Origin of the sequence: Brevibacterium sp. CFH 10365 (assembly GCF_009299785.1) — a bacterium.
GTDB classification, from domain to species: Bacteria; Actinomycetota; Actinomycetes; order Actinomycetales; family Brevibacteriaceae; genus Brevibacterium; species Brevibacterium limosum.
On sequence record NZ_VIGO01000001.1, the window covers coordinates 192,462 to 210,225 of the forward strand.

Annotated in this window: 13 protein-coding genes; 3 read left to right on the forward strand and 10 right to left on the reverse strand. The window is 65.7% G+C overall.

The window, feature by feature from the left end:
- Positions 1-138: 138 nt before the first annotated feature.
- The 4 genes from FHG09_RS00790 to FHG09_RS19670 form a co-directional block, all read right to left on the reverse strand.
- Positions 139-1,296 (reverse strand): ABC transporter permease, encoded by a 1,158-nt coding sequence (locus tag FHG09_RS00790; protein WP_264674054.1) that lies wholly within the window; start codon positions 1,294-1,296, stop codon positions 139-141.
- A 15-nt stretch (positions 1,297-1,311) separates the two neighbouring features.
- On the reverse strand, positions 1,312-2,304 hold the full coding sequence (locus tag FHG09_RS00795; RefSeq protein ID WP_152345800.1) for a siderophore ABC transporter substrate-binding protein: 993 nt from the start codon (positions 2,302-2,304) through the stop codon (positions 1,312-1,314).
- Between the two features lie 132 nt (positions 2,305-2,436).
- Positions 2,437-3,459 carry an inositol monophosphatase family protein gene (locus FHG09_RS00800; RefSeq protein ID WP_152345801.1) on the reverse strand — a complete coding sequence of 341 codons (1,023 nt, stop codon included), beginning with the start codon at positions 3,457-3,459 and terminating at the stop codon, positions 2,437-2,439.
- A 574-nt stretch (positions 3,460-4,033) separates the two neighbouring features.
- Positions 4,034-4,186 (reverse strand): hypothetical protein, encoded by a 153-nt coding sequence (locus tag FHG09_RS19670; RefSeq protein ID WP_166828092.1) that lies wholly within the window; start codon positions 4,184-4,186, stop codon positions 4,034-4,036.
- A gap of 349 nt (positions 4,187-4,535) precedes the next feature.
- Here FHG09_RS19670 and FHG09_RS00805 point away from each other — a divergent pair, with 349 nt between their 5' ends.
- Complete coding sequence (locus tag FHG09_RS00805; RefSeq protein WP_227492470.1) at positions 4,536-7,532, forward strand: FAD-binding and (Fe-S)-binding domain-containing protein; 2,997 nt, start codon at positions 4,536-4,538, stop codon at positions 7,530-7,532.
- A gap of 30 nt (positions 7,533-7,562) precedes the next feature.
- Here the strand turns inward: FHG09_RS00805 and FHG09_RS00810 are convergent, their stop codons facing one another.
- Entirely contained in the window at positions 7,563-7,952 is a 390-nt protein-coding gene (locus FHG09_RS00810) for a universal stress protein (RefSeq protein ID WP_152345802.1), read from the reverse strand.
- A 146-nt stretch (positions 7,953-8,098) separates the two neighbouring features.
- Positions 8,099-9,064 carry a helix-turn-helix transcriptional regulator gene (locus tag FHG09_RS00815; RefSeq protein WP_152345803.1) on the reverse strand — a complete coding sequence of 322 codons (966 nt, stop codon included), beginning with the start codon at positions 9,062-9,064 and terminating at the stop codon, positions 8,099-8,101.
- Between the two features lie 140 nt (positions 9,065-9,204).
- On the opposite strand from FHG09_RS00815, the gene FHG09_RS00820 reads away from it, so the two are divergent.
- Complete coding sequence (locus FHG09_RS00820; RefSeq protein ID WP_152345804.1) at positions 9,205-9,807, forward strand: DUF664 domain-containing protein; 603 nt, start codon at positions 9,205-9,207, stop codon at positions 9,805-9,807.
- Positions 9,808-9,892: 85 nt separating this feature from the next.
- On the opposite strand, the gene aceB is transcribed toward FHG09_RS00820, so the two are convergent.
- Positions 9,893-11,500, reverse strand: coding sequence for a malate synthase A (gene aceB, locus FHG09_RS00825; protein WP_152345805.1), 1,608 nt, complete (start codon positions 11,498-11,500; stop codon positions 9,893-9,895).
- 242 nt (positions 11,501-11,742) lie between these two features.
- On the reverse strand, positions 11,743-13,053 hold the full coding sequence (gene aceA, locus FHG09_RS00830) for an isocitrate lyase (protein WP_152345806.1): 1,311 nt from the start codon (positions 13,051-13,053) through the stop codon (positions 11,743-11,745).
- 277 nt (positions 13,054-13,330) lie between these two features.
- Here aceA and FHG09_RS00835 point away from each other — a divergent pair, with 277 nt between their 5' ends.
- The gene (locus FHG09_RS00835; RefSeq protein ID WP_413773135.1) at positions 13,331-14,686 is read left to right on the forward strand and encodes an ImmA/IrrE family metallo-endopeptidase; all 1,356 of its coding nucleotides are present in this window, start codon (positions 13,331-13,333) and stop codon (positions 14,684-14,686) included.
- Positions 14,687-14,778: 92 nt separating this feature from the next.
- Here the strand turns inward: FHG09_RS00835 and FHG09_RS00840 are convergent, their stop codons facing one another.
- Positions 14,779-16,035: an alpha/beta hydrolase gene (locus tag FHG09_RS00840; RefSeq protein WP_193627231.1), complete on the reverse strand. Its 1,257-nt coding sequence runs from the start codon at positions 16,033-16,035 to the stop codon at positions 14,779-14,781.
- 120 nt (positions 16,036-16,155) lie between these two features.
- A complete protein-coding gene (locus tag FHG09_RS00845; protein WP_227492472.1) occupies positions 16,156-17,751 on the reverse strand; it encodes an FAD-dependent oxidoreductase in 1,596 nt (531 codons plus the stop codon).
- Positions 17,752-17,764: the final 13 nt, after the last annotated feature.

The following is a 17,764-nucleotide window of genomic DNA, read 5'->3' on the forward strand; positions in this document are numbered from 1 at the left end:
TCGCCCGCTTCACTTCGCGGGAAGCCGTGCGCGAAGGCTCCACCCCCTCCACTCGCCGAGGTGGTGGTGCGGCCTCGGTGGGACGCGAGTCAGTCGTGGTGGGACGCGAGTCAGTCGTGGGTGTCGTTTCGTGCATCTTCACCCCTTCCTCCGTGCGCGCAGGAGGAGAGCGACGAACACTGCGGCTCCGACGACCCCGAGGATGAGGGATACCGGCACTTCGAACGGCATGACGACGGTGCGGCCGATGAGATCGCAGATCGTGACGATCGCAATGCCGAGCAGGAACACCCAAGGCAGGTTGCTGCGTAGGTCGTCTCCGCGCAGCATCGAGACGATGTTGGGCACGATGAGTCCGAGGAACGGCAGGTTGCCGACGACGACGGTGACGATGCCCGTGGCGATGGCCACGAGGATCGTGCCGATGAGGATGATCCGGTTGTAGTTGAGCCCGACGTTCGTCGCGATCTCCTTGCCCAGACCCGCGACGGTGAAGCGATCGGCCGTCACGAAGACGGCGGCGACGACGAGGACGACGATCCACAGCAGTTCGTACTGTCCGCGCAGAATGGAGGTGAAGCTGCCGGCGAACCAGATGCCCAGGCTCTGGAGCATGTCCGTCTGGACGGCGACGAAGGTCGAGATCGCCCCGACCACGGCCCCGAGCATGATGCCGATGATCGGCACGATGAGCGAGGACTTCAGCGAGACGCGGCGCAGGAACAGGAAGAAGATGAGTGTGCCGAGGAATGCGGCGATGATCGCGCCGACCATCCGCGCGAGGATCGAGGCATCGGGATAGACGATGACGGTGAGCATGAGTCCGAGGCCGGCCCATTCCGTCGTGCCCGTCGTCGTCGGTTCGACGAATCGGTTCTGGGTGAGCAGCTGCATGACGAGCCCGCACATCGCCATCGCCGCCCCCGAGAGGACGAGGGCGATGGTGCGCGGAACGCGGGTGATCTGGAACATCTCCGCCCCGCCGTCGCCGCCGAAGATGTCGTAGACGCCGGTGAGCAGGGACGCGGCGAGAAGCGCCAGAACTCCGAGGACGCTGAGCAGGAACTTCCAGTTCAGCAGCTGTCCCACCAGCGCCGAGGCGGTTTCCCCGGAGCCGCCTTTCCCCGTCGCGGGAGCAGCCGCGGTCAGAACGGAACGGTCGGCCGCCTCGGTGCGGGGAGAGCGGGATTCGGAACCGGAGATGGGAGCCGAAGGATCGGCCGCCTCGGTGATGGTCATGCGACTGCCGACACCGGAGTCACCGGTGCCGGCAGTGCTGCGCGGGGCTCGTGTCATGCGCGGGAGCGGGCCTTACTTGTCTTCGAGCTTGTCGGCGAAGTCGTTGAAGAACTCGGTGTAGGTCTGGATTCCCTCATTGAGGTAGGTGTCCTCGGGGAAGTAGACGATCTTGTCATCCTTGATCGCGGGGACGTCCTTGAGGGCTTCGGAGTCCTCGAGAGCCTCGGCCGCGGGTGCCGACCCTTCGTCACGTTCCTCGGGGGCGAAAGAAGCGTCTCGGTCCATGACGACCATGAGATCGGGGTTCGAGTCGGCGATGGCCTCGACGGAGACGTCGTCTCCCTGGTGGTCCTCGCTGCTCTGCTCGACCTCGAGGGCCGGGGTGAGGTCGAGGATGTCGAAGACGGGTCCGACCGTGCGGCCGACCGATGGGGCCCCATAGCCGATGTCGCCGGCCGAGGTGATCAGACCCATGGCCTTATCATTCCCGTCGTAGGCTCCCTTCGCACGCTCGATGGAGGCATCGAAGTCATCGACGAGCGCCTTCGCTTCATCCTGATTGCCGAAGACCTCGCCGAGGACGGTGGTCTGGCGCTTGAGCTCTTCGCCGAAGTCCTCGTCGTCGCGGGGGTCGAGCTCGAGGATGGTCGCGTCCGGGGCGAGCTTGGCCAGATCATCGTGGTACTGGGAGAAGCGCTGGCCGTTGACGATGAGGTCGGGCTTGGCCTCGACGACCTTCTCGAGGTCGGGCTCGCGGTGGCTGCCGAGATCGAGGATCGAATCGTCCTTCGTGTAGTCGAGGTCCTCGCTCATCAGAGACACGGCTCCGGCGCTGAGGTCGATGTCCCAGTCGGCAAGCGTTTCGAAGGTGCGGTTGTCGGTGGCGACGACGGACTGCGGAGGCGAGGCGACGGTCTGCTTGCCGTTGTTGTCCTCGACCTCGATCGTGCCGCCGGAGCCCTCGGCGTCGGCCTGTGCCGAATCGGAGTCTGCAGAGCCGCAGCCGGCCAGAGCGAGAGCGACAACGCCTGCCAGGGCGCTCAGTTGAAGGCGAGTCGAAACCATGGGGGTCCCACTTTCAAGAATGAACGTATAAGAAAAGCGTGTGCGCACACTGAAAGTAAGCTTAGCCTATGCTTTGAGAATAAGGGCAGAAAAACGTGTTGTTAACTGCATCACATCTGAAGTGGACTGGGCTCAGATGGCTGCGACGAGGCGGTCGACCTCTTCCTGTGAGTCGGCGGCGACGGTGGGCCCGCCGGACCCTCCGCGACTGACCTTGAGTCCGGCCTCTTCGACGATGACGGCCCCGCCGGCGTAGTCGTAGATGCCCAGGCCGCGTTCGGCGTATCCGTTGACCCGGCCTTCGGCGACCATGCACAGGTCGAGTGCGGCCGAGCCGCACCGGCGGATGTCGTCGTAGCCGGTCATCAGATCGTCGAGCTTGGCCAGCTGGGCTCCGCGATTGCTCAGCGCGTAGGCGAACCCGGTGGCCAGGAGCCTGCCGGACAGCCCGGGCGGAGTCCCGCGCAGGCGTCGCGCCGGAATGGCGGAACCGTCCTCGCGGCAGTCGGACAAGCGCCCGTCGATCCGAAAGGCGCCGCGGCCCGCGGCCGCCAACCAGGTGGCACCCAGTCCGGGTGAGGCGACGAGTCCGATCCGCCAGTCTCCGAGCCCGAGGCCCGCCTCGCGTCCATCTGCTGCCTCGCAGACACCGACGGAGAATGCGTGGTGTTCGATATTGCGGACATAGTTGACGGTTCCGTCGATCGGGTCGACATGCCACTCCAGACGCGGTCCGCTGTCCTGTTCCCCGACGTCCGGCCCTGCGGCGCCGGACACTCCGGCATGTTCTCCTGCTTCGCCGAGTTCGACGAGTCCGCCGGCTTCCGAGTCGAAGGCGTGGAGCTTGAGCAGGAGGTCCGGCGGGAAGAACTCGACCGGGTCGAGCGCTTCCGCCCCCTCTTCGCCGACCATGAGGTCGTGTGGCCTGACTCGATTGAGGTATCCGCGAACGAGTGCTTCGATCTGCGCGTCGGCGCGAGTGACGAGGTCATTCGGTGAGGTCTTCGTGTCGACGACACTGGCATCGAGGCTCGCGCCGAGCAGCGGCCGCCAGGCGACCATCTGCTCCCACGCCATGAGTGAGAGATCGGAGGCGATGCGCATCAGAGGAAGGCCGACGATCTCAGCGGGCAGCGATTCGAGCTCGGAGTTCATACGGCCACTTTAGACAACCCGCTCCGGGCCTCGCCCGAGTGTCCGCAGACGGATACCTGCTCGCCCGCACACAGCCACTCCGCCTTATAGCCGCTGTGCGCTCACTGCGTGTTCACCCAGCCATCTGCGAGCACCGCAGATGCGCACTCTGTGTAACAAGACTGCAATACAGCGACGAATATGTACTTCTTGTATCTAAGCTCCCTCAGGCGGAAGAGAGGTCCGGGGCCACGGTCATTCCCACCCATTCGAAACGCATCTGCGGTTGCCGATACGACGCCTCCGCCGCAGTCATTTCACAAAGCGGCGAAGAGTCAAATCCGGAACGTTTTCCACACGCTGAAGAGAAAACGCTTCGGAGATTTGCCCCCTCATCGGCTCCGTTGTCCCCAGAGTGAGAATTCCGGTTGCCGACCGGCCCGATGATCCGGTCACGGAACCGTCAGAAAACGTCCATGAATCGCACAAGGGCGGTGATCCGTATCGTGTATGGATCACCGCCCTGGTCTCTGCGCGGGAAGTCTGAGCACACAGGCGACCGGCGAATGCCGTTTGGCCCCTGCAGCTCCAGGAATCAAGCGGGGTCGGCCACTCCGGGCTTCGGCTCGCTGCGCTTGACCGGTCCGTGCCTGCGCACGATCTCCTGAACGGCCTGCGAGGAGGTGCCGGCCGCCTCGGCGATCGCACCGAAGGTCGCACCTTCTTCACGGGCGCGCAGAATCGCCATCACATAGTCGGTGTTGATTTTCGAACGCTGTCGTGCGACCTTTCGGACGACTCCGACTAATGCAGTCTGATCAACTGTCAATTCACGAGCTCGACGAGACATGGTTTCTTCCCTTGCATTCATGTAGTGGCCCGTTGCCACGAATTGGTGTAGTCCCATTAGATACCACGAATATGTCAAGACGCCAAGAATTCCCGGATATAGGAACTCAGGCTACCGAGTAGCACCGTTCTGAGCATGTGAGATAACGAACGCATAACGTTTATCGGAGTGGATGATGACCGGCTCCCACGACTCCCGGGCGTGGAAGGGATCGATATTCCGGCAATCCAAGTGGCAGAATGCGGACATGACGACTATGGCCCATCCCACTGGAGCGAATCGGGCGACCGTCGACGAAGACGAGTCCCAGACGGCGCTTCCCACCACACTCGCCGAGAGGTTCCGCATCGCCGGCATCCGCGATTTCAGCATCGACGACACCGACCGTGCAGCGTACTCCTCCGATGCCTCGCTCTTCCGGCTCGTCCCCGCCGCCATCGTCTTCCCCCACGACGAAGAAGAGGTGGCAGGCGTCCTCTCCATTGCGCGCCGCCTCGGTGTGCCCATCACCAGCCGTGGTGCGGGCACCTCGATCGCCGGCAACGCCATCGGCCGCGGCATCGTCTTCGACTTCTCCCGCCATATGAACGAGGTCATCGAACTCGCCCCGGAGGAGCAGTCGGCTTGGGTGCAGTCCGGTTGCATCCACGCCCACCTGCAGAAACAGGCGAAACCGCACGGTCTGCGCTTCGGCCCCGACCCCTCCACCCACACCCGGTGCACGATCGGCGGGATGATCGGCAACAACGCCTGCGGCCCCAGGGCACTGGGCTACGGTCGCACGGGCGACAACATCCTGGCGCTGAAGATCATGCTCATCGACGGCACCGTCGTGACCCTCGACGACTCGGACGCCTCCACGACCTTCCCGCGACTGCACGAACTGATCGCTGCGAATCTCGGCACCATCCGCACGAACTTCGGCACGTTCTCCCGCCAGGTCTCCGGCTACGGACTCGAGGCACTCCTGCCGGAGAACGGCTTCGATGTGCGCCGAGCCTTCGCCGGCACCGAAGGCACCTGGGGTGTCATCCTCGCCGCGAAGGTGCGCCTGGTCAAGGATCCGAGCTTCACCTCGGCGGTGGTGCTCGGCTATGAGGATATGGTCGCCGCCGCCCACGATGCACCGCTGCTGGGGGACTTCCCCGTCGCCGCCTGCGAGGGCCTCGATTCGCGCATGCTTGCCCGGGTCATCGACACCAAGGGCGCCGAGGCGGTCCCGCCGCTGCCCGAGGGCGCGGGCTGGCTCGTCGTCGAACTCACCGGCGAGGACGAAGCCGCATTGGAGAAGGAGACTCAGCGTCTCATCGCCGAATCGAAGTCGCTCGATTCCGCGGTCCTCGGCCCTCAGGCGGCCGCAGAGGTATGGGCGATCCGCGCCGATGGTGCCGGTCTGGTCTCACGCACCCCCGATGGGCGCGACGCCCATGCGGGGTGGGAGGATTCCGCGGTTCCGGTGGACCACCTCGGCGATTATCTGCATGACCTCATGGAGCTGCTCGAGGAACACGGGCTGTGGGCCATACCCTATGGGCACTTCGGTGACGGCTGCCTGCACATGCGCGTGGATTTCCCGCTCGCGGACCCGAACGGTGGGCAGGTGATGCGCGATTTCATGGTCGCGGCCACCAAGCTCGTCGCCCGCTACGGCGGTTCGGTCTCCGGTGAGCATGGGGACGGTCGGGCGCGTTCCGAGCTGCTGCGCCTCATGTACACGCCGGCAGCTCTCGATCTGTTTTCCCAGGTGAAACGGCTCTTCGACCCTCGGCATCTGCTCAATCCCGGTGTCATCGTCGACCCGGATGCCCTCGACGAATCGGTCCGGCTGACCCAGCTGCCGCTGCGTCAGGAGCTGCCCGGGACCTTGGCGATGGCGTACGCAGGCGAATCCGCGGGCTTCGCCTCGGCGGTTCACCGGTGCACCGGAGTCGGCAAGTGTCGTGCGGACTCGGCGGCCGGCGGTGACATCATGTGCCCGTCGTATCAGGCCACCCGGGATGAGAGGCATTCGACGCGGGGACGCGCACGGGTGCTGCAGGAGATGGTGTCGGGGGATCTGCTCGAGCCGCGGTGGGACTCCCCCGAGGTGCACGAAGCCCTCGACCTGTGCCTGTCGTGCAAGGCCTGCGGCACCGAGTGCCCGACCGGCACGGACATGTCCACGTACAAGGCCGAAGTCCTCCACCAGACCTATAAGGGCAGGCTGCGGCCGATGAAGCACTATTCGCTCGGTTTCCTCCCGCAGCTCGCCCGCCTCGTCACCCCGGTGGCGCCGGTGCTCAACCGGGTGTCGGGCCTGCCGGGGCTGACGACGCTGGCGAAGAAGATGGCAGGGATCGACGTCCGCCGGTCGATCCCGCAGTTCGCGGCCACGACGTTCAGGAAATGGTGGAACACCACCGCCGAGGCGGCACCCCCGTCACGTCCGACCGCCGAGGTGGTGCTGTTCGCCGATTCCTGGTCGAACCATTTCGCCCCGCGCATCCTCGCCGCGGCCGTCGCCGTGCTCGAGCATGCCGGTGTGCACGTGCGGGTGATCGATCAGACCGTGTGCTGCGGACTGCCGCTCATCTCCACCGGTCAACTCGATGCGGCGAAGGCGAATCTGTCGGAGACGATCACCGCTCTCGATGCCACCTGCGATGTGCCGATCATCGGCGTCGAGCCCTCATGCCTGGCCACGCTCAAGGACGATTCACCCAAGCTCGTCGCCGATGAGGCGTCGAACCGAGTGGCCGGACGAGTGCAGACTCTCGCCCAGTACCTGCTGAGCATCGGCGCCGAACTGCCGGACCTGTCCGGAGTCGAGGCGCTCGTGCAGCCGCACTGTCACCAGTCGGCGATCTTCGGCACCGCCGCGGACAGGGAACTGCTGGCCAGGACCGGAGCGAGCACCGAGTTCCTGGGCGGCTGCTGCGGTCTGGCCGGGAACTTCGGCGTCGAAGAAGGACACTTCGAGACCTCGGTCGCCGTCGCCGAGGTGGCCCTGCTGCCCGCGTTGCGCAATCGAAGGAAGCCATCGGGGTCAGAGTCGGCACTCGATTCCGATGCAGACTCCTCGCCGGCTGGCACGGCAGATGCTCCGCCGACCGGTTCGACGGAACCGGGCACGGCCGACCGGCTGCAGATCGTGCTGGCCGACGGGTATTCGTGCCGCACGCAGATCACGGATCTCAGTGACGCCGACGGCGTGTCGCTGGCCGAACTCCTCGCATGGGGATGGGAGCTGGAACCGCGGCGATAGGACCGGGGCCGGGGCCGCCTCGGCGGGGTGTCAGGCCTTTGCGGTCAGCACCGGGACCTCGGCCTCGAGGAGGATGCGCTGTGCCTGCGAGCCGAGGATGAACTTCCCGATCGCCGAGCGTTTGCGCAGGCCGATGACGATGAGCTGGGCCTTGTACTCCTCGGCGAGGTCGTTGAGCGTGCCGGGCAGATCGTCTTCGTGATCGGGCTGGAGCACCTCGACGTCGATGTCCGACTCCTTGCCGAGGTCGACGATCCGTTTGATCTCGTCCTCACCGATCTCGGTCGGAGTCCCACTGGCACCTCGTCGCTGTGAGTTGATCACGACGGCAGCGCTCGACCGCAGCTTGGCTTCTGCGAAACCTGCACGCAGAGCGGCCTCACCCTCGGGAGCGGGTAGGTAGCCAATGAGAATCGTCATGGCCCCCAGTATATGGACTCATCCAAGATTCGTTCACTTCGGGATCACGCTGCGGTCAGGTGGGCGCAACCCCCATTGCCTCCCGATTGCTACCCGACGGGGGCTCAGCAACCTCGCGAGGTTGCTGAGCCGCCGTCGGGTAGCAATTAGGGCGTTGAGGCGTCGACTACTGCTTGCGCTCTCGCCGCGTGGTCGCGCAGGGAGTCGATGAGCTCCGGCGGGTGGAGCACCTCGATCTCGGCAGGGATGCCGGTCAGGGTGGCCGCGACCCATCTGAGGTCCCAGAATCCGCAGGTGATGCGTGCACCGTCGGCCGCCTCGGTGATGGTGGCACTCCGGGTGGGGAACCATTCCTTCGCTTCCTCCGCCGAGGCGGCCGTGCGCAGAACGACGGTGTGCGGATACGCGGTGGTGGTGACGGCGGCGGAGACGGCCGCCTCGGCGTCGGGGTGCTCCCGCGGGGTGACGGTCAGCGTCGTCGCGTGGACCTGGCTCATCCGGTCGAGGCGGAAGACCCGGTGGTCATCGCGGTCGAGGTCGAAGGCGTAGAGATACCAGTGCGCGCCGAAGACGACGAGGCGGATCGGTTCCACCCGGCGGGGGGACGAGGTGTGGTCGTCGGCCTCAGTTCGTCGCATCTTCCGGTAGTCGAAGGTCGCGATCGTCGAAGCATTGATCGCCGAGGCGAGGGCGATGAGCGCGCCGATGTCGACCCCGGGGACATTTCCTTCGGACACGGACACGGCCGCCGCGATATCCGCGACGGTCGCCCGCATCGCAGCCGGGAGCATCGCCTGCAGCTTCGTCGTCGCCGAATTCGCATATTCGGTGTCCAGACCGGCCCCGCGCAGCAGGGCCAGGCCGACCGCGGTGGCCAGCGCCTCCCCCGCCTCGAGCTGCAGCGGCGGCAGCACTGTCCGCGATTCGGCGCGGTAGCCCCCGGCGAGACCGGGAATCGACGAGATGATGTAGCCGAGCTCGCGCAGCGCGGCGATATCGCGGCGGACAGTTCGCGGGGTGACGTCGAAGCGAGCGGCGAGTTCGGCGGCGGTGTACGCACGGCCGGAGGCGAACAGGCTGAGCAGGCTCAAGAGCCTCGTCTCCGACCGCATGGCACCTCCACGTGGAATCCATTCACTCTGACTTCTTGATGCGGACAGTATATGTCCGCAGATGATCAGAGGATGGGATCACCGACGCGGCGATCCGACTGCGTCGACCGTGCCAAGCGGAGACCTCATAAGGAGAGATCATGCCGTTCTTCACCCCGACCGTCACGACCGAAGCCGATTCCGCATTCACCTTCATGGCCCAGCAGTGCACTCAGCTGCGCCTGACCGCCCGCGGCCTGAGCAATGAGCAGGCCCGGTCCGCACCGACAGCGAGCCCGCTGAGCATCGCGGGGCTCATCGCCCATGTCGCACAGGTCCTCAACGGCTGGTTGCAGATGGCCAAGGAACCCGATCAGAAGCTCAGCGTCGACGACTTTCCCGCCATCAATGCCCGGATCGGCCTGACGGAGATGTACGACGGGTCGACTCTGCCCGATCTCGACATCGCCGATGTGCTGACCGCCTTCGATCGCGCCGTGGACGAGCTCGAAGACACCCGTCGAGTCGTCGCCGAGAAGAAGACCGACCTCGGTGCCGAGGTGGCCGAGCTCGACAATCCGTGGATGCCCGACGACTTCGACATGAACGTGCGCTGGATCCTCTGGCACCTAGCTACGGAGATCGCCCGGCACGCCGGCCACGCGGACATCATCCGTGAGTCGATCGACGGTGCGATCGCCTACCAGCTCAACGCCGAGGCCGATGGTGAACCATGGCCGCCCGAGGGCATGGACTGGAGCTGAGTCCCCACAGACTCCCTCCAGAACTACCCGACGGCGGCCCAGCAACCTCGCGCGAGGTTGCTGGGCCGCCGTCGGGTAGTGGTTGTTAGGCTACGAAGGCTTCGCTGGCCTTCGACACCCGGTCGACCAGGTGATCGGTGTAGGCCGGCATGGTCAGGAACTCGGCGAACTCCTCGCCCAGCGCCGTCGCGCGGAAGATCTCCACGGCCTCGTCGAAGTGGTCGTCGGCGCGACGCTCCATGCCCGCCAGCTCCTCGCCGAGGTAGCGTTCCACCAGACGCGAGGTGAGCTGCTGACCGTTGTCCAGGGCCACCTCGTGGCGGAGCCACTGCCAGATCTGCGAGCGGCAGATCTCGGCCGTCGACACGTCTTCGAGCTGGTTCTCCAGAGCCACGTGCCCATTGCCGCCGAGCCATTCGTTCATGTATCCGATGGCCACGCGGATGTTCACCCGCACACCCTCTTCGGTCACGATCGGTTCGAGGCCGGTGATGTCGAGGATGTTCTCGCTGGTCACCTGCACATCGGGGCGCTTGTTCTCCAGTTGGTGCGGCTGCGATCCCAGAGCGGCGTCGAACACGGCCAGAGCCGCCGGAACCAGAGCCGGATCGGCCACCCAGGTGCCGTCGAAGCCCTGCCAGGCCTCGCGGGCCTTGTCCTCACGCATGCGCTCGAATTCGGCGGCCACGAACTCCTGGTCCGGGTGGTCGGCCATGAGGTTGGACATGGTGCCGATCGCGTGGGCTCCGCGGCGGTGGCAGGTGGCCACGAGGCGATCAGTGAAGGCCTTCATCAGCGGCAGGTCCATCGTCAGACGCTCGCGGTCGGGCAGAACGTAGTCGGTGGTGTTGCGCAGGTTCTTCACCACGGAGAACAGGTAGTCCCAGCCGGCGGCTTCGAGGCCGGCGCAGTGGTCACGCAGCTCGAAGAGGATCTCTTCCATCTGGAACACAGCGGTGATCGTCTCGATGTGCGCGGTGGCCCGGATGGTGCCCTGCTCGATGCCGAGCATGTTCTGTGCGCTGACGAAGACCTTGTTCCACAGGCGTGCTTCCTGCGAGGACTCGAGCTTCGGCAGGTAGAAGTACGGGCCGGAACCGTTGTCGATGAGGTGGCGGGCATTGTGGAAGAAGTACAGGCCGAAGTCGACCAGCGCCCCGGAGGTCGAGAACTCGTCTCCGTTGTCGTCGACGTAGATCAGGTGCTTCTCGGGCAGGTGCCAACCGCGGGGACGCAGCCCGATGGTCGGCTGGTTGTCGTTGTTGACTCCGGGCAGCTGCCCGCGGATGGCGCGGAAGAGATTGACCTGTCCGCCGATGATGTTGGCCCAGGTGGGGCTCGTAGCGTCTTCGAGGTCGGCCAGCCACACCTTCGCCTGCGAGTTCAGTGCCGCCACGACTTCGTCTTCGGTGACCGGACCGGTGAGCTCCACGCGGCGGTCTTCGAGGCCGGGGGCGCCGGCGGATCCGGCGACCGACCAGGAGCGGTCGGCGCGGATGCGGGCGGTCTCGGGCTTGAAACGGGGGAGGGTGCCGCCGTTCATCTCGGCCGCGCGGACCCGGCGCGTGCGCAGCAGGTCGCTGATGGTGCCGGCGAACTCGTCGTGGAGCTTGGCGATGAACGTCAGGGCAGGCTCCGAAAGGACGGTGCCGAAGCCGGTTTCGAGCGGCGCGTTGATCTTGATGTAAGACATGGGCTTCTCCTCACCCGTCGTAGTGTGTGCCTGGAATGTGCGGCTTGGGTCTGTGGGTGATCCTCGCCGAGGCGGCTCTGCGTGATCGTGAGCGTCCCGGTGGGATCGTGGCGGGGTTCGACGTCATCTGTGGTGTGACGGAGCGGATCGACAATGCAAACCCCGTGAAAACATTGCCGATCCGCCCCGGGTTCCTGGTGGGTTCATCCCCGCCGGTCGGCGGGACGTGGACCCGGTGCGGCTCAGCTGAACTGAGCGGTTTCGGTCGAGCCCTTCAGCGCTGTGGTCGAGGACTCCGGGTTGAGCGCGGTCGAGACCAGGTCGAAGTAGCCGGTGCCGACCTCGCGCTGGTGGCGGGTCGCGGTGTAGCCGCGCTCTTCGGCCGCGAACTCGCGTTCCTGCAGCTCGACGTAGGCCTTCATCTGCTCGCGGGCGTAGCCATGGGCCAGATCGAACATCGAGTAGTTCAGGGCGTGGAAGCCGGCCAGGGTGATGAACTGGAACTTGTAGCCCATGGCTCCGAGCTCGCGCTGGAACTTCGCGATGGTGGCATCGTCGAGGTGCTTCCTCCAGTTGAACGACGGCGAGCAGTTGTAGGCCAGCATCTGGTCCGGGTACTCCGCGTGGATCGCGTCGGCGAACTCCTTCGCTGCTCCGAGGTCAGGCGTGGAGGTCTCCATCCACAGCATGTCCGCGTAGGGAGCGAAGGACAGGCCGCGGGCGATGCCCGCTTCGATGCCGTTGCGGATCTTGTAGAAGCCTTCGGAGGTGCGCTCACCGGTGACGAACTGCTGATCGCGCTCGTCGATGTCCGAGGTCATCAGCGTGGCTGCCTCGGCGTCGGTGCGAGCGATGACGAGGCTGGGCACGTTCTCGACGTCGGCAGCCAGGCGCGCTGCGTTCAGCGTGCGGATGTGCTGCGAGGTCGGAACGAGGACCTTGCCGCCGAGGTGGCCGCACTTCTTCTCGGAACCGAGCTGATCCTCGAAGTGCACACCGGCAGCGCCGGCGGCGATCATCGAACGCATGAGCTCGTAGACGTTGATCGAACCGCCGAAGCCTGCTTCCGCGTCGGCCACGATCGGAGCGAACCAGTCATCGACCTGCTTGTTGCCTTCCGAGGTCTCGATCTGGTCGGCGCGCATCAGCGCGTTGTTGATGCGGCGGACGACCTGCGGCACCGAGTTGGCCGGGTAGATCGACTGGTCGGGGTAGGTCTGTCCGGCGGCGTTCGCGTCGGCGGCGACCTGCCAACCGGAGAGGTAGATGGCGTTGAGGCCGGCCTTGACCTGTTCGACGGCCTGGTTGCCGGTCAGCGCACCGAGTGCGTTGACGTATTCGCCGGACTTGATGTCGCTCGAGCTGATCTGCTTCCAGAGGCGCTCGGCACCGTGACGAGCCAGCGTGTGCTCCTCGATCAGGGAACCGCGCAGTTTGACGACATCCTCGGGCTCGTAGTCGCGAGCGATTCCCGACCAGCGGGCGTTGGTGGCCCAGTCGCGGCGGATGGCTTCAGCATCGTGCAAGCTGTTCTGCGTGGTGTTCTCAGTCATTGTCCTTCTCTTTCCGGATCTGTCGGGGTCGTTGATGTATCCAGTCTGCGGGGGCCGCAAGGGCTCTCGCATTGAATTTTCAGATGAATAATTGCGATATTTCCGGTTTCAGAAATTTCGCGGTTCTGTCATAATGATTTTCAATCGTGTGAACCAGCACACAGCAGCGAAGGGAGCCGCCTTGGTCAGCGTTGGCGTGGAAGTTGAGAGCGAAGAACAGCAGACCGACCCGCTCAGCATCGGCAGAAGAATCCGATTTTTTCGCAAGAAGCGTGGATTGACCCTCAACGAGCTGGGGCAGGAAGTGGGCCGCGCGGCCTCTCAGATCTCCACGATCGAGAACGGCAAGCGAGAAACTTCTGTCACCCTCTTGGCCGCGATCGCTAAGGCGCTGAAGACGGATGTCTCCGAGCTCATCGACCCCGCACCGATCGACGAACGCCAAGCCCTCGAGCTCGAGGCAGAACGCAATCAGGCCTCCCCCATGTATTCCTCTCTGGGGCTGCCGCAGGTGCGGATCAAGTCGCTGCCGGCCGACGCCCTCGAGGCGATCGTCGGTCTCCAGCGGCAGCTCGGCGAGGTCCTCGAACGTCGCGCGGCCACCCCTGAGGAGGCTCGGCGGGCGAACCGCGAGCTGCGCGATCGGATGAAGGAGAAGAACAACTACTTCGCCGATCTCGAGGCCACCGCTGCCGAGTTGCTCGACCTCGTCGGCTACGAATCCGGAACGGTGTCACAGCGGCAGACGGCGCTCATCGCCGAGAAGCTCGGCTTCAGCCTCCACTACGTCTCCGACCTGCCCGAATCGACTCGGTCGATCTCGGACACCGCGAACAAGCGGCTGTATCTGCCCAATGCCGATGCCGCTTTCGACCCTCGCTCGCACCTGCTCATGAGCTTGGCTCCGCATGTGCTCGGCTATGACTCTCCGAAGGACTTCCACGAGTTCCTCCAGCAGCGCGTCGAGGCCAACTATCTGGCTGCGGCGATCCTGCTGCCCGAGTCCGCGGCCGTGCCGATGCTCGAGGAGGAGAAGAAGAAACGAGTGCTCTCGGTCGAGCATCTGCGCGACATGTTCGGCGTCGGCTACGAGATGGCGGCCCACCGGTTCACGAACCTCGCCACCGAGCACCTCGGACTGCCCGTCCACTTCATGAAGGTCCACAATTCCGGCACGATCCACAAGGCGTACTCGAACGACGGGCTGCCGTTCCCCACCGATCCCCTCGGCGCCATCGAGGGCCAGTTCGCGTGCAAGCGCTTCACCTCACGCACCGTCTTCCGCGTCGCCGACCGGTTCAGCCCGTACTACCAGTACACCGACACCCCGCAGGGATCGTATTGGTGCACCGCCCGCGTGCTGCCCGGCGGCGACTTCGCCATCAGCGTCGGCGTCCCGTTCTCCCACGTCCGCTGGTTCGAGGGGCGGGAATCGCCGATCCGTTCGCAGTCGGCATGCCCGGATCCGTCCTGCTGCCGACAGGCACCGGAAGACCTCGCGGAGAAATGGGAGGATCAGGCGCTGCCGTCGGCGCGGATGCACGCGTCCCTGCTGGCCGCGGTTCCGCCCGGTGCGGTGCCCGGCGTCGACGACACCGAAGTCTACGAGTTCCTCGAGCGCCACTCCGACTGATCGTCGACACCGATCGACGGTGCAGAAGATCCTCGCCGAGGCGGCTCCCCCCACTTCGGGTGCGCCCTGACCGACGCTGACGAGCGTTCGGATCATTCCGCCAGGACTTCGGCCAGGCGGACGAGCATGAGTTCGCGCCACCACAGGTATTCGTGCCCGCCCACGAACGGCCGAGGAGCGAAGTCGATGCCGCGAGCAGCGAATTCTTCGGTCGCTTCGGCGACGGAATCTGCGATGGTGGCCTCGAGGATCCCGTGGTCGACGCAGAACGTCGGACGTGCGGCGGTAGCCGTCCGGGTTTCCACCGTCCGAGACTCCGGCTCCCCCGCGAGCCCGCCCGGCTCACCGTCGGCTCTGCTCGGCGAGAGATCCCAGATCCTGCGCCCCCGATCGTCGGATTCCCAGAACGACGGCGAAAGGCAGATTCCGCGGAACGCCTCCGGATGCCGCAGGGAGAAGAACGCCGCGGCCAGTCCGCCGTATGAGGCGCCCGCAACGATCGTGCGGACCGAGAACTCCGGCGCGGTCCGACAGACGAACGCGAGGACGTCGTCGCAGAACCTCGGGTTCATTACGAGGTCGTCCGCGCGCTGACCGACAGCCGCGTCCTCATCAGGACCACCCTCCCCGACGGGTGCGTGGTCGACGGCGATGACCACTGACGGAGGAGACACAAGCTCATCGATCGCCTCGAGGAGCCCCCCGCAGATGAACCGCAACCCGTCGAAGACGACGAGCACCGGCGCCGAGGCGGGACCTCGCTGCGGTCGGTGGGTCCAGATCCGCCTCGGCGCGGAACCGAGGATGACCACCTGTTCGTCGACGTCGGACCGACCTTCACCTGCCCCCAGGAATGCATTCGAGGTCGAAGCGTCCCCACCCGTCCAGATCAGGGGCCGGGCATCGGGCGCGGCAAGCCCGAGGACCTGCTTCCTGCGCATGTCCGTGACCGTGAGCAGGCCATGGTGACCGGCGGGGACGAATCCCCGTTCGAGGACATCGAGCCAGGTCGGACGGTCGGCGACCTGGAGCCCTCGCGGCACGGGCAGGAACTGGAGGGACCCACGGTAGCCTCTGGGAGCCGTGAGCTCGATCGAATATCTCTCCGCGTCGGCACAGTCGACACCGTCGCCACCCTCGTCCCGGACTGAGTGCCGAGCCATGATTCCCCCGGGCACATTCCGCCGGTCCGTGACTCCGTTGAGGTCGACGAAGATCTCCTGCTCGTCACCGGGAGCCGCCTCGGCGGGGATGGTTGAGGCCGGAAGATCCACCTGCAGCGCCCAGCTCTCGTCCGGACCGTTTTCGATCCATGTGCACAGCGCGGGGACCAGTCGAGTTGTGCTCATGGACACCATCACCTTCATCATCAGTTTGGTTAGCCTCAGCTAAGTTATCACGGTCCATGCGCACAGATCACCAGGGATCTCCGACCTCGACAGCGGTGACGGTCGTCCGGCGAGGGGCCCTCAGCGGACCGCGTTCTCGAAGGCCCGATCGACGATCGATTCGGCGATCGCCAGCGCCGAGGCGGCCGCCCACTTCGGCACGGACCTGACCACGGTCAGCCTTCCGCGCCTGGTCATGGTGAGTTCGTCGATGAGTTCGCCTTCGGCCGTCATCGCCTGTGCTCGGACTCCGCGACTCCCGGGCGCCACGGCGTTCGGATCGAGCTCCGGGACGAAGCGGCGGATTCCGTCGACGAAAGCGGTCTTGCTCACCAGGGGTTTGGCTCCTCGAGCAGCTGTCTTCGCTGTCTGCGCGGCGAACTTCCAGAACCCTTTGGATCTGGCGGTCGAGGTGATATCGGCGAGGTCGAATCCGTGCCGATCGTAGGATTCGCGGCCGAGGGCGACGAAGGTGTTCGGTCCGAGGATGAGTCCGTCGTCGAGTCCGCGCACGATCGAGGTTTCGGCAAAAGGGGCCTGCGGGTCGGGGACGGACCCGATGATGCCGCGGACCACCTCGGTGTCGGTGGCGGGGATCCGGTAGAAGTCGCTGGTGAAGGGCACGATCCGCGGTTCGGCGTCGAGTCCGGCGGCGGCCGCGAGGCGATCGGCCTGGAGACCGGCGCAGACGATGACGATGTCGAAGGTGCCGAGCACCTCCTCGGCGGCAGCGTCTCTGCGGGAACTGCTGCCGGGCGTTCCACCAGTGCGTGAGCCAGAGTCGCCTATGCGCGAGCCGTCGCGATTCGCCCACGCGTCGGAGACCTTCTGTGTCCACTCGCCGATCGTCGTTGCGGCCTGTTTGAACCAGTCCTGCTGTCCGAAGCGATCGCGCAGCTCGTCGCCGATGCCGATAACGGGTTCGCGACCCTCCTCACCGCGATATGTCCGCGGCCGGTCGTGGACCTGGTCGTCGCGGCTGCCACGGTCGTCGACGGCGTCCTTGCCCGAGTCGCCCCGTTCGCCGGCCGTGTTCGCACCACGGTCGTCCTCATCGGACCCTCCGTTTGCGACCCCATCCCCCGCCGACGAGTCATCTGCCGGAACGGATCGCCCGCGCAGTCGGACTTCGCTGCTCATGGTGTCGAATCCGGTGACCTCGGTGCCGAAGCGGAATGTCCCTCCCGCGGCGCTCACATCGGAGGCGAGCGCTTCGGTGAGTGCCGAGAAGTCGGCGATGGCCGCGTGGGGTGAGAAGAGTCCGAGGACGCCTCTGACTGCTGGTTCGACGGCTCCGATCTCGTGGCGTTCGAGCAGTCTCGCGCCGGGGACCTCATTGTCTTTGGCGCGGGCGAAGATCTCTTCGAGCCGTTCCGCTTCGTCGGTGTTCTGGGCGATGAGCAGCTGTCCGCATTCGCGGTAGGGCACTCCGGCCTCGGCCATATAGGGGATGAGCAGCTGGAGGCCTCGCCGGGTGAGCTTCGCTTCCGCCGACCCGGGCCTCTGGTCGAGCCCGGAGTCGACGATTCCGGAGGTGTGGCCGCTCTGATGTGCGGCGACGGCGTCGGCCTTGTCGAAGACGGTGACTTCGGCGTCGGGGTGCCTCATGGTGACTTCGCGGGCGGCGGCGACACCGAGGATGCCGGCGCCGACGACGGCCACTCGTGAAATACTCATACAGCAATCTTGG